This is a genomic window from Aquimarina sp. MAR_2010_214, assembly GCF_002846555.1.
In the GTDB taxonomy this organism is placed as follows: Bacteria; Bacteroidota; Bacteroidia; order Flavobacteriales; family Flavobacteriaceae; genus Aquimarina.
The window spans coordinates 3,330,895-3,343,182 of record NZ_PJMS01000001.1; the positions used below are offsets into that span (position 1 = coordinate 3,330,895).

Annotated in this window: 18 protein-coding genes; 5 read left to right on the forward strand and 13 right to left on the reverse strand. The window is 38.0% G+C overall.

What is annotated here, in order from left to right:
- Nucleotides 1-77 precede the first annotated feature (77 nt).
- The 5 genes from ATE84_RS14210 to ATE84_RS14230 form a co-directional block, all read right to left on the reverse strand.
- A complete protein-coding gene (locus ATE84_RS14210; RefSeq protein WP_101448587.1) occupies nt 78-1,790 on the reverse strand; it encodes a ParB/RepB/Spo0J family partition protein in 1,713 nt (570 codons plus the stop codon).
- 20 nt (nt 1,791-1,810) lie between these two features.
- Nucleotides 1,811-2,128, reverse strand: a complete 318-nt coding sequence (locus tag ATE84_RS14215; protein ID WP_101448588.1) for a hypothetical protein — start codon at nt 2,126-2,128, stop codon at nt 1,811-1,813.
- 9 nt (nt 2,129-2,137) lie between these two features.
- On the reverse strand, nt 2,138-2,464 hold the full coding sequence (locus ATE84_RS14220) for a hypothetical protein (RefSeq protein WP_101448589.1): 327 nt from the start codon (nt 2,462-2,464) through the stop codon (nt 2,138-2,140).
- A 61-nt stretch (nt 2,465-2,525) separates the two neighbouring features.
- On the reverse strand, nt 2,526-3,014 hold the full coding sequence (locus ATE84_RS14225) for a J domain-containing protein (RefSeq protein ID WP_101448590.1): 489 nt from the start codon (nt 3,012-3,014) through the stop codon (nt 2,526-2,528).
- Between the two features lie 66 nt (nt 3,015-3,080).
- The gene (locus tag ATE84_RS14230) at nt 3,081-3,446 is read right to left on the reverse strand and encodes a single-stranded DNA-binding protein (RefSeq protein ID WP_101448591.1); all 366 of its coding nucleotides are present in this window, start codon (nt 3,444-3,446) and stop codon (nt 3,081-3,083) included.
- A 426-nt stretch (nt 3,447-3,872) separates the two neighbouring features.
- Between ATE84_RS14230 and ATE84_RS14235 the strand changes: the two genes are divergently transcribed.
- From ATE84_RS14235 to ATE84_RS14245, 3 genes are all read left to right on the forward strand, one after another.
- Nucleotides 3,873-4,121: a hypothetical protein gene (locus ATE84_RS14235; RefSeq protein ID WP_143273642.1), complete on the forward strand. Its 249-nt coding sequence runs from the start codon at nt 3,873-3,875 to the stop codon at nt 4,119-4,121.
- A 10-nt stretch (nt 4,122-4,131) separates the two neighbouring features.
- Nucleotides 4,132-4,635 (forward strand): hypothetical protein, encoded by a 504-nt coding sequence (locus ATE84_RS14240; protein ID WP_101448593.1) that lies wholly within the window; start codon nt 4,132-4,134, stop codon nt 4,633-4,635.
- 283 nt (nt 4,636-4,918) lie between these two features.
- The gene (locus ATE84_RS14245) at nt 4,919-6,346 is read left to right on the forward strand and encodes a hypothetical protein (protein ID WP_101448594.1); all 1,428 of its coding nucleotides are present in this window, start codon (nt 4,919-4,921) and stop codon (nt 6,344-6,346) included.
- A 60-nt stretch (nt 6,347-6,406) separates the two neighbouring features.
- On the opposite strand, the gene ATE84_RS14250 is transcribed toward ATE84_RS14245, so the two are convergent.
- The gene (locus ATE84_RS14250; RefSeq protein WP_101448595.1) at nt 6,407-7,024 is read right to left on the reverse strand and encodes a hypothetical protein; all 618 of its coding nucleotides are present in this window, start codon (nt 7,022-7,024) and stop codon (nt 6,407-6,409) included.
- 153 nt (nt 7,025-7,177) lie between these two features.
- On the opposite strand from ATE84_RS14250, the gene ATE84_RS14255 reads away from it, so the two are divergent.
- On the forward strand, nt 7,178-7,774 hold the full coding sequence (locus ATE84_RS14255; protein WP_101448596.1) for a hypothetical protein: 597 nt from the start codon (nt 7,178-7,180) through the stop codon (nt 7,772-7,774).
- Nucleotides 7,775-8,210: 436 nt separating this feature from the next.
- On the forward strand, nt 8,211-8,816 hold the full coding sequence (locus ATE84_RS14260) for a C2H2-type zinc finger protein (protein WP_101448597.1): 606 nt from the start codon (nt 8,211-8,213) through the stop codon (nt 8,814-8,816).
- Here the strand turns inward: ATE84_RS14260 and ATE84_RS14265 are convergent.
- From ATE84_RS14265 to ATE84_RS14295, 7 genes are all read right to left on the reverse strand, one after another.
- Nucleotides 8,813-9,172, reverse strand: a complete 360-nt coding sequence (locus tag ATE84_RS14265; protein ID WP_101448598.1) for a hypothetical protein — start codon at nt 9,170-9,172, stop codon at nt 8,813-8,815. The genes ATE84_RS14260 and ATE84_RS14265 overlap by 4 nt on opposite strands.
- A gap of 4 nt (nt 9,173-9,176) precedes the next feature.
- The gene (locus ATE84_RS14270; RefSeq protein WP_101448599.1) at nt 9,177-9,488 is read right to left on the reverse strand and encodes a hypothetical protein; all 312 of its coding nucleotides are present in this window, start codon (nt 9,486-9,488) and stop codon (nt 9,177-9,179) included.
- 113 nt (nt 9,489-9,601) lie between these two features.
- Complete coding sequence (locus ATE84_RS14275; protein ID WP_101448600.1) at nt 9,602-10,015, reverse strand: hypothetical protein; 414 nt, start codon at nt 10,013-10,015, stop codon at nt 9,602-9,604.
- An 11-nt stretch (nt 10,016-10,026) separates the two neighbouring features.
- Nucleotides 10,027-10,440: a hypothetical protein gene (locus ATE84_RS14280; RefSeq protein ID WP_101448601.1), complete on the reverse strand. Its 414-nt coding sequence runs from the start codon at nt 10,438-10,440 to the stop codon at nt 10,027-10,029.
- Nucleotides 10,441-10,596: 156 nt separating this feature from the next.
- Nucleotides 10,597-10,959 (reverse strand): hypothetical protein, encoded by a 363-nt coding sequence (locus ATE84_RS14285; RefSeq protein ID WP_101448602.1) that lies wholly within the window; start codon nt 10,957-10,959, stop codon nt 10,597-10,599.
- 319 nt (nt 10,960-11,278) lie between these two features.
- On the reverse strand, nt 11,279-11,776 hold the full coding sequence (locus tag ATE84_RS14290; protein ID WP_101448603.1) for a hypothetical protein: 498 nt from the start codon (nt 11,774-11,776) through the stop codon (nt 11,279-11,281).
- On the reverse strand, nt 11,766-12,266 hold the full coding sequence (locus ATE84_RS14295; RefSeq protein WP_101448604.1) for a DnaJ domain-containing protein: 501 nt from the start codon (nt 12,264-12,266) through the stop codon (nt 11,766-11,768). Before ATE84_RS14295 ends, ATE84_RS14290 begins: the two co-directional genes overlap by 11 nt.
- Nucleotides 12,267-12,288: the final 22 nt, after the last annotated feature.

Genomic DNA, 12,288 nt, shown 5'->3' on the forward strand with positions numbered 1-12,288 from the left:
TTTCCGATTCCATTTTTTTCTCCTTTATTCAATGGTTGAGGTGAAGGCACATGAAGCACCCTCACCTCTGATGTGGTTTATGCTTCTGCCTGATGTTCAAACTGCATCAATTTAGGACAATAAGCGTGTTTAAGCTGTTCTTGATCCTCATTTTGTAATGCCTCTGGATTTGCATAGTAGTCAACCAAAACAGCAATCAAAGCCTTGCGTTTGAGATTGTGCAATCTCTGACCAATCGATGCCCCGCAATCATCTGCGATTTGCAACAATTGATCTTTCTTGAAAAGCGTGAAATAAGATTCGTCTGGTGTCCATCCTTCGCGCACATCAATATCTAAATCTCTAGCCACTTGATGAAAAATACTATTCTCAGATTCTTCTTTTTCAAAAGTTTCTTGTCCAAAACTCATCGCTACCAATAATGAAAACACATGATTCAGTTCAAAATCATTCAACGCTTTAAGGGCTTCATAGAGTGCCGTATAATCTAAATTAGAATAAGATTCCCAACTATTTTTAAATTGAAGTTCTAACGGCGTAAGATAACTTTCAATATGCTCTAATAAATGTACTAAAGCTCTATTTTCCTCTGTTATTGGATCGTGTAGGCTCAATGCTTTATGAAACTTAACCTTAACGTTTTCATTGTTTTTCAGTCGTTGGATTATATCAATTTCTAGGGCTTTTCGGGGATTTGTAGCTATTTCATTTTGTACTAGAATGGTCTTGTGATTAGCAAAATACCCGTAAGCTTTCTTACTAAATTCCGAACGTTCTTTCGGCGTTGAGTCGGTGATTTTCTTGGTATTTTCACGTATCACTAGTTCTTTATGAATTTCTACTTTACCGTCCATCCGATAATGGATAATCACACCGCCATTTTCACCTTCTTCGGCATCCTCATAGCGCCAGTGTTCAAAATTATCGCCCCGCTCGATGCCGACCCAATCCACCACCGGATCGTTTTCATAGTCCTGCATTAGTTGATCTACTGCTTTATCTTGCAATTGAAGAAACTGCTCTACATCATCAAAATAGGTATTATCATCTGCCTCAAATAAATCGGTGGTGATACCGCCTGTATATTCTTCTTTATCAAATAGAGCCATTGATACACTTGGTTTATCATTGATTAAGAACTCTCTTATGCGATTTGCATCCATCTTCCAATCATCTTTAATACGGCTAACAATAGCGTTTTGATCTTCTGAATTTCCCATTGCCAAGGCTTCGGCTTGTGAAAGATTAATTTTACCTTCACGATATAGGGCTTTACTCTCATCACCCAGATTAGTAAGCAGTAAACGACGTTTGATCAGTTGAATAGATACGCTTGATTGTGCTGCCACTTCTTCCAGATTCACGCCTTGTTTAGTGAGTGTAAAAAATACGTCGGCTTCATCTAGCGGGTGCATCTGTTCACGTTGTATATTTTCGACAAGGGCGATTTCTAAATTATCGTTAGCACTCTTGTTTTCTATGATAAGAACCCGCACTTGATAATTTCCGTCAATCTTGCCAAGCTCTAGCAAATGATTAAGTGCGCGATACCTTCTACCACCAGCAACAACCGTATAACCTTCATCATTTTTAGTGACTATAAGGTTTTGTAATAACCCTATTTGATTGATGCTTTGTGCGAGTTGTTCAATCTTTTCTTGATCGAATGATTTACGCGGGTTGCTTTCGTTGTTGGTGATTTCAGATAGTTGAATAATTTGTTCTTTTTGTTGTGTAGCCATTGTACTTACTCCTAATAATGACGTTGAAAAATGGGGATTTAAAGGCATCCCCGAACCTGTTTTAAAAATTAAGCGTAATGTTCTCGATAAATATCGTGAATCACATCATCCATATGAATATCTTGCCCGCTGGTAGTTCTGCCCCAAGTTGGCACACCGCTAAAGTTCATCGAAACGGCTTCCTCTCGATCTTTAAGCTGAAGGGCAAGCCATTCGCTCACGCCCCAATATTCTGCAATATCCACTGGCTCACCTTCAGAATCAAAATGATGTACTAGCTCGATATGTTTGTCGTGTAATTCTTCGCTATCTATTGAATCAAGTAAGCCAATAAAGGGCGACATATTCATCGTTATTTCACGTTCAACAAATTCATTGATTTTCATAATCGCCCCCTATTCGCTTGATTCACGATGAGGTAATTCACCGGAAGCAATAAGTTTATCGAATGCGAGTAAACCCATTTCGTGTGTTTCTTTTATGGCTTTTTCAGTTCCTCTTCCTTGCACTTGGTAGAGCTTGATTGAGGGGTCTTGAAAGATTACAAATGTGGTTCCGAACTCTGTTTTTTGACAGGCTTGTGCCATACACACTAAACCTTTTTTATCCCATTTATATGTGCTGATTTCCCAGTCATAACCATTAATGTTTTTAACCATTGTTTCAGCTTTCCATTTTCCATTTAGATTTTTTTGTACTGTTGTTTGATATGTATTGGTCATGTCGTCTTACTCCATAAAATGTTGCGTTGAGGTGGTTTTAAAATAGAATTGGTGTTTTGCTTTATTGGCTCAATCTGTTGCGATAGTTAGCCTTGGGGGTAGCAGAGCCATATTTAGCTCTAATTTCTTCCATAGAGGATTTCCCACGGCTTCGGCTTTTCCAATTTTCAGGGCGGAAGTGCCAAGCTTTCTTTTTGGAAGCATATTTGAATCCATTTTCTTTCAGGGTGGCTTTATGCTTGAATGTATCCCCTGTTACCCAAACCCACGCGCCACATATTTCAATTTTGATTCCGATAATGGAAATAATAGACATGAGTGCTGCGTTAAGAGCTTCGGGATATAAATCGCCACCTTGTTCTGCTTCGATGACTCCTTCAAAATCCTTTAGAACTTCAAAAGCTGAATTAACGACTTTCATCATTTCTTCACCTGCGGGATTTACATCTGGATGATATTTTTTCGCTGCTTCGTGGAATGCTTTTTTTACTTTTTGCGGTGTTATATTGCCATTAATCCTTAGTATGCTGGCTGCATCTGAAATTTGCATGTTGTCTTACTCCTTTATGGTAATTAAGCAAGGGAGCACCAACCCCCTTGCTATTGAATGGGTTGATTATGTTTTTGTTACTGATTCAGATTTTGGGGTAATGCTTAGAATAGTTTCAGCATTCACATAGGTGTTGTAGTAGATCTTCCCGTCCTGTCCGGTGGATTTCTCATTACCGACTAGATCACCTATTAACTGAATACGATCCCCTTTCTTGAGGTCTTTAGTAGCAACGCCCACTTCTCCCCAACAGCATATATCGACAAACGATACTTTGCTGACAGGCTGACCATTTGCATTGATAACGGTCTTATTGATAGCGATAGTAAACTTGCTTAACTGGTTGCCATTCTGGATAGTAATGGGTTCAACATCTTTGGTAACATTCCCTTTTAGTTGTACAAAATTGTTAGTGTTAGTTACGATATTCATAGTTCTTACTCCGTTTGTTTAATTAAGTTTCGATTGCACGCGCGTGCAATCTTGCCCTTTGGCTGAAAACGGGGGAGGTAAACGGAAAGATAAATCGATAAGATGGTGCGGCTCGCAGGGCTTCAGCCCGAGAACACGGTCTTGTCTATTTATCTTGGAGTGCGCCAGGGGATGTCACCCCTTAGCATCAAACAACAACTAGCCTTATTTGCACAACTCGTCTTGGTGATCGTTACCCTATGGGACGAAACGCATCTATGATGTGGTTCGGTGAGCTTGGCATTGCAAATGCCTAGTGAATAGAGAATGGTCGGTATTCTTCATACCGATGTGCCTGTACCCAATTGATACAATCCCATATAGATGATAGTAATAACCCATATCGAGTTCACTAGAGTACCATCAATGAAACATCACATAGCAGATATGTCCACACTACCCATAATGAAACAATGCTGTACCACCTGTCCGTTTAAGCAAGATGCGAATGGTCATTGGCAAAACCCAACACTCGCCTCAGAAGTAATGACCAGAACCTTGTTCCAAGCACAACAGATCTGTCACGGTACAGAGGGTAACAATCGTGAACCTAGAAATAGATGCAAAGGCGCCTATGACCAAAACTATGTCATCTATGAACGAATAGGACTGGAACCAGAGAAACACCTAGAATAAGGATACTGTTATGAGTAACACCCTCCATCACCACGAAAAGATATCCCAAGAGTACGGAGAGCTTAGTGCGCTTATTGATTTGGTTGAGCTGCCCCCTAACGCAGTGTCGGCAGCAACAGCTTATGGAGAAGTCGCTTATTCAGTACACAGCGGAAGAAATAGCGATTTCGGAGTAATATCCTCACCAAGAGGCAACGTAGGCGACACGATAGACCTAGACGGTGTGAAGCGGAAAATAACCAGCGTGGATGTGATGCGGGTGCAAGATGTGGATGAGGGGATGACTAAATCTAATGGTAGTTATAAAGGAAGATGCCCTTGCTCAAATATGCAGAGAAAACCTAAAGACCCAATGAATGCCGTATTTAAGCAGACTTGGTGCCATATTCATGGTTATGAATTTACTCACTTCTGGCAAGAAACTCACGGCAACTACGACGATAACCCCTACGTGTTCGTCTATGGACTCAATAAGCACACCCAGAATGAAATTCCTCTAAAGAAGGCAAAATAACATTAGTCTTGAATAAGCAGCCAAGATAACCAGCACCCTCACCTGATGGATAACTCAGCGCTACGACTTATGAAAGGTCTCCGCGCCAAGTTACCCACAGGTCAGCATCATCACATCTAGAATCGACTTAGGTAAGGGGTTGGCAAGAAGAAAAAGAAGTGTGCGGATCGCCTGTGCCAAATAGTGGCATCCTATCAGCGGCATAATTCTGTAAACTTCGTATCTTTAACATACTTACCCCACTCAAACATCACGAAATATTCACACATAAACCATCACGCTTATGAAGACTGATGAAGGGCTACAATATTTTCTAAGCAATAAAACCATTACTGATTATGAATATGCGGAATTGGTAAAGCACTATTTCAAAGCCGATAAAACTGATTGGTATAAACAAAACGGCACAGAGAAACAATGGGATGAGGTAAAGGTCAAGCAATTCTGGAAACTTATCCGGATGCATTCCATGCCGAGGGGCAAAGAGAAGGAGCTATATGATTTTAAAGGCTTCGTGTTTCCTGAATTTGTTATTAATGAAAAATCAATAGAAAACTTTTGGAAATCAGAAGAAGAAAAACAGTTTGAATTTGAAGTATCTTTTTGGTGCGCCGCTTTTTTAGGAATAGTAAATTTCTCGAAAGTGGTTTTCCTTAAAAAAATCGAATTAAATCAAACAAATTTTTTTGATTCTGTTGTATTTAGCGAGGTATGTTTTAAAGAAGAAGCCAATTTTGTATTTGCACATTTTTTATGTGAAAAAAAGAAATTTGGTCGTTCTTGCAACAGACGAAAGGTTGAATTTACAAATGTAGTGTTTTTCAGAGAGGCACTTTTTTTAACTACTAAATTTTATGTAAAAACTTATTTTTCCATGATTGAATTTAAGGGATACACAGGATTCCAAGACGCAGAATTCCATGATGAAGTCATTTTTGGGATGTCTAATTTTAGTGGGAAAGCCGAATTTAATAAAACTAAATATGTAAAGAAAACTACTTTTTCAGAGATAAAGTTTCAAGGAATGATATTATTTCAAGCCTTAAATTTTATTTACAATAAGAATGACAAGGAGATAATTCCATTGATGAGCTTTGAAAGCTCTCCATTTGCAAATAATGTGACATTTAGACAAGTAAATCTGACTACCACTTATTTTTACGAATCAGACATTGCGGAAGCACGTTTCAAAGAATGCTCTTGGAATGAAACATATGGCAGACTTGTTTTGGCAAATGAAACTCTCCAGACAGGAGATTTGAATTACTTCAAGATGTTGGAAGAACTCTATCGTCAACTCAAAAAAAACTTCGATAGCAACAAAGATTGGGAGCTTTCGGGTAAAGCCTATGTTAGCGAAATGGAAATGCGCAAACATAGGCTCTTTAATGAAAAGCAATATTTCAGTTGGTTCATCTATTGGTTCTATGGTTTTTTTGGAGGTTATACTCAAAACTTCAAAAGACCTATAATGAGTCTCCTTGGACTTATAGGATTATTCTCATTCATGTATTATTTTATTGATCATAGCTGGCAATGGGCTATACAACGTGGCATCTATGGTGCATTACCCAAACTAATCACCATAGACATACCTGAAGATTGCAATTTTGAAGGGTACTGGCTTATAGCGTCAAACATAGAAACCCTACTAGGTAGTACATTTCTGGTGTTCTTTATTCTGGCACTCAGAAAACGATTCAAGCAGTAAAAAGGAGTTTAATATCATTAGATCAAGACTCAGGTGTGGTAAGCTTGGTAAGAAAAACGCCTAGTAATAACTGCCTAAGGTTTCCGTCAATTTTAAGGGCGAAAAATACCTGCCATCATAACCATTTGAAGCGTGATAAAGATAGCCGTAATATTGTAGTCGCTCTATAAGCTTTCTTTCATGTCTTTTAAACTCTGCTTTTTGAGCGTTTTTAACGGTTTTATATTTCTGATCTCGTTTCTTTCGTTCTTCTTTTTTTTCACTTCCTCGTCCTGCACCAACTTTCCCGAGATTGTGAAAAACGTCATCTCCTTGACCTATAAAGCTGTATAAGAACTTCATTTTATTGTATTTTGCTTCCAATTGACCACTGACTTTTTTCCACTCTTGTTTAGTATAATGAAGTGATATTCGCGAAGTAATGGGATAATTTTTAAATGAAAATGACTTGGATTTAGCGGGATTCAGATAGATGATTTTGGATGGTTTATGACTGAAAACAATGCCTAACCGTGTGCCTGAGCTGTTAAATACTTCAAATTGTTTTTTGTTCTTTACCTTAACTTCGATGTATTTACCTACTCTTACTGCCTTTTGTGAGTGAATGGTGGAAAAAGTGAAGATTGCTATGCATAGCACTAGCAAATGGCGACTCGCCGACCCCTTTAATAGTAACATAATGTAAAGTGTTTTTGATTGTTATTAAGCGGGGTAATTGGCTCTAAATTAACGTTTTATCCATAGATAAGTAATAATTCTTTTGTTAATCAATTGTTAACTTTTTGATTGTAAGATGATTAAATAGGATACAATTTTAGGCAAGGCAAAATCATGCTAGACGAAAATATAAAACAACAGGCACTCGAAATTGCTAGTGGAGCCATAACGAATGAAGATCCTCCTCCTCATGAAGATACAGAAGAACCTTTAAAAGATTGGGAAGTGCTTCGAAAGAACGCCAAGGATAAACTATCTCAAGGAACAGATACATTAGAAGATAATGAAAAGAAATATGATGGTGTCTTATTTATTGTTTACACAGATGAATCCGGAGAAATTAAAGAAACTGCAATCGTCGATTATTATTATTTTGATGAAAATGGCAACCATGTAAGCAAGATGAACGAATTTGGCTATGATCGACTCCCAAAAGACGTGCAAGAAGCCTTTGGCGCAAAAGAAGATGTGGTTGGAAATTGGATAACATGGAACGAGAGCCAAGGCCAGCTATATGATGCTTTTATAGATTATCATCGTGATGATTCTCACGGTTATGATACATGGGAAGAATACCGTGATACCAAGTTAGGTAAGGAAGAAGTGGTGGAAAAAGTCACAATTGAACCTGCCGAGCATGTAGGTGAAAATGCTCCACCTAGAGAAACTCCTACTGTCGAACAGGGTGAAACACTTATTCTCAAGAAGTAATAAAAAAAGGCGAGCTGAACTATCAACTCGCCTTTATCATTTCACCCGATTATTTCCCTACTCATTAAACTGCATGATCTCTGGACAATAACTCTGTCTCAATCACTATGATCAAGATCGTTTCGATTCTTATTCTGATTTTATCAAGGTTGATACTATCGATGAAAATATCAACACCGCCATTTGCTTAACGACACTTTCTAATGTTGAAAGAATGCGTAAAATCAAACATTTTACTGCAAACGAATAGGTGTAGGGGCAATTAGTCCCTTCACCTCAATGATCAACTCTCTGCAGATGCAGAGAGTGTTGTTTCAGCATCTTCTCAAAAAAATTAGACCAGATAAACCCATATCCATTCATATAGGTTCAGCCCACTGTTTAACGGTGTTTTTGGCATATTCTGTGATATGGATTATGTGTAAAACAACGATATATGAAGCAGATAATCACTAAGGAATGGTTTGGTATTTTGGCACTGACCATTATCTTAATTCCGCAAGTAGCACATACGGTGTATGTATTCTCTGAAAACAGCCAGTATGATAACCCCTGGTTCGCATGGTTCTATGCAGCGGGTGTGGATTTAGCGATATTGATATTTACTGTGAGAGGCTGGAAGAAAACCGCCTTTATCTATTTACTCGGAACCATAGCCCATAATGTCGTATATCAGTTCTATCCGGAGAGTGTTTATAGCTCGATACTGATTGCAATCATGTTATCGGGGACGATATTCTCATTCAGTCATTTATTCTATGCGGACAAGCCAAAAGACGAATCACAGGAAGAAAAACTGGATGTATTTACGCAACTTCAGGAACATCATATTGAGTTGGAGCTGAAGCCTTATAGATGTCCTGAGTGCCAGAAGTCATTTGCAAACACCAAACAACTTAATGGTCATATCAGTGGTCACAAACAAACACAGCAATGGAATGATGAGTTATATGGCGATTGGGAAGAACAAAATGATGTCAGAAGTTTGTTATTACAACAATTACATCTGACACCATTAAATGGGCAGTCTGATTTATTCTAAATGGAGGAACTGCCAAGAATCATTGTGGTTATAATTGCCAAAATGAATGACAAAAACTGGATTAACATTGGTCCACGAATATTCTTTGCATATACATCAAGTTTATCATTTGCTATTTTTTGTAACGAGCCGCTTAGTGCACCTAAGGCAAAAACGCCAAAGATAATTGCTAAAAGATACAATATCCATCCTGTGATTATAAGCGTCCTCTGAAAATCATTTACTGAACATACTGTAATAATTTTTTCTGTAAATGTAATAGTCAGTACTAAAATAGCACTCGATATGGTGATCAACTGTTTTACTTGACTTGCAGCAAATTCAAAGGCTTTTTCAACTTTTTTTTTCATATCCATAGTACTAGCAAATTGGTAAATTTGGGCATAAGACTCTTTTAACTTCTTTAAATAATTCCAAACTTATTTGTGGGCTCTGGTTATTTTCCACTAGGTGTTTTAGTGCTAAAATGTGAGTAAAGAGTTCAGTGTTTTTAGCGGTCATAGAAAGCCAGTTTGGGGTTTCCAAAACTTCACTGTCCTGAGCATTCAGAGTATCTTCGATATTACTCTTAAATAAATCATGTGCCTCTTTGGACAACTTTAATCTATAGTCATCCGATGATAATATCTCCTTAGCTATAGATAAATAAAATTTAGTCAGATGTTCTCTCATAAGTGATGTATTTGTGTGTTAAACATAAAAACCCCATATCCAAATGACGAAATTGAATATAGGGTTTAGTTAAGTGCTTTAAAATTAATGATTTATTATGTGTATTCTGTGAATTAAATGTTAAGAGGTGATATAATTTCTGCTATCTGACTGTGATAAATAACCCTGTTCTTAATGACCCGTTTTCGCCATTCGGTATCATAAATGCTTGTCGGCTCTGGTAACATCTCTAAGAATGCTACAGGGCATCGATCTGCTATCGGCCCCATACTGTTATCCATTTCTTTGTAGAAGATATTGCCCTCCATAATATCGACTAATACGGTTAATATGAAATTGTCTCCATCTGCATCTTTCATGACCAGATAGATTGCATTACGCTCGGTTAAGTGTGTTGCTTTGTCAAACCAGAATCTCAATATATGATAACCGTCTGTACTAAATTCTTTTTGGCAGAATTCTAATGCTTGCTCTGCTGTCCAGTCTAAATGTCTTGCTTTATTGTAAGCGAATGATGTCCATCCCATGATTGTATGTTTTAAAGGTGAGTATTTGGTGAAATGTTTGTTTTTTGGTATTTAATCATATCAGCACGATATTTCTGATTAGCCACAAATGCTTTGATATGTTGAGGTACTTGTATTAACCCCGATGCAACGATCTGGTTAAATTGTTTCAATCCGGCTTCATGTACTTCAATTACTGCTTCCTTACTGCAATACTGATAGGTTGTATGTAATCGTAATAAAGGCCGATTCGATGGAATAAATATATCAATGGCTGCATATCCCATTATTGCTGTGCAACGTATAGCCCCTTCCCATTTACGGGTTTCTATATGCCAGTCGCAACCAGATATATCATAGATGAAAGACATTTTTTGCCAGCCAAGCATTGCCTTGTTAACACATGCTTTATGGTGAGTTTCTAATGGATGTTTTATTGTTTTCATGATGTCAGTGTTAATAGGTTATTGATTAATTCAAAGTGCTTTCCGCATTCGCATGAGCCTCTATATTTCTTGCTACTCACGAATATTTTAACCAGGATCATTTCTTTACCACAGTCACAGGTGGTAAATGCATTATTATACATATAGATCACTTCTCTATGATTGGCTGCTTTCATCATCTCTTGAGGGTATTGTTCCTGCATTCAGGAGTTCGGTAAATTTTGCTAGCCCTTTGTCGTGAATTTCTTCAATCGCATTCTGGGTAGCGCGTCGTGTTTCTTGATATAGCCTAATAGATGGGTCTTGAAAGATTATAAAACTAAAGGACTCGAAGCCGTCTTTTGTTTCCAGTTTTCCGGCTTGTGCGGTACAACTAATCTTTCCTGAATTCATCTTCAATGTGGAGATGTTCCAATCATAACCGAGAATGTTTTTCACGATCGTTTTGGCTTTCCAACCATAACCTTTGGTGTTTTTAAGGGTTGTGCTGTACTTTGGGTTTTCTTGATTTGTACTCATAATTCTAAAATTTAATGGTGAATAATGCTGTTTTATTTGCCATTCACCTGCAAGGGCCTGTCTTCAATAAGCAATGACGTAGGAAATTGTGTTTGGAGAAATGCCCTTAGCTTCGCTAAGACAAACAGCATGTGTGAGCCTGTTAAGTCTATGACTTCAATGTGGATAGAAAAATAAATGAATATGAGAATTTGGTTATATTACGGGTTTACCGTAGTTTCGTTTTCGTCAAAATGGCACACATAGAGGTTAAACTCTCACATAAACGCAAACAAAAGATGCAGCTATAAACTGCATCTTTTTTGTTTTTTTAATGTGGTTAGTGGAAGATGAGTGCCGTTTGGTAGCATGGTCTACTCTCGTAGCACTCGGTATATTTTTCACGAAGCATGACACGGATGAGCTCACGTTCACTCTTTGAGACGTGTTTATCATCCGATAAAAAATTATACTCTAACACCATATCAATATTACTGCACCATGGATATTCATCAATGAAGTAACCATATTTGGTAAATATGCGATTGCCATTATTGGCATCTGACATTTCTTGCTTGGTTTGCTGACGGATATAGACCAAATGTGTTTTGCGAAGAATCCATTGCAGACTTTTCATGGGATTATGGTTCGCATTCTCATAGATGATCACCAGTTCATGTTTACGCATCACTTTTGGGGTTAGCTTGGCAAACCCGTAATAGACCTGTAAGCGTTTGGGGTTGCCTTTTGCTATCATGGTCGGTCTATTTAACGGGCTGTTTAGCATGGCTTCAAGCTGCCGATCCCACTCTGCATGTAAGATGGCTTTATCGGTCATAGCTTTTCAGTGTGTTTGGATGGGACGCTTTCTTATTGTCGGGTCGCACCGAACCATATTTCGCACGAATGTCACCCAGTGATTTCTTACCTCTAGATTTACTTCTATATTCTTCAGGACGGAAATACCATGCTTTTTTCTTAGAAGCCCACCAGAAACCAGATTCATTGAGCAAGGTTTTATGTACTTTAGTGTTTCCTGTAACCCATATCCATGCTCCACATATTTCAATGATAAGATCGGGTAGATGGATAATGGCATTGAGCGCAGCACTTAACGCATTGCCGTAATCGCTTTGTTCTCCTTTGCTTTCTCCACTATGATTTTTGAGCACCTCATAGGCTTCATTGACCATTTTCATCAATTCCTCGCCTGCCGGATTGATATCGGGATGGTATTTTTTACAGGCTTCCCGAAAAGCAGATTTCACAATTTTTGGATTAATCTCTCCTGTTATGCCTAGTATTTTGGCTGCATCGTACACATTCATTGTTTTGGATTTTAAAGGTTCA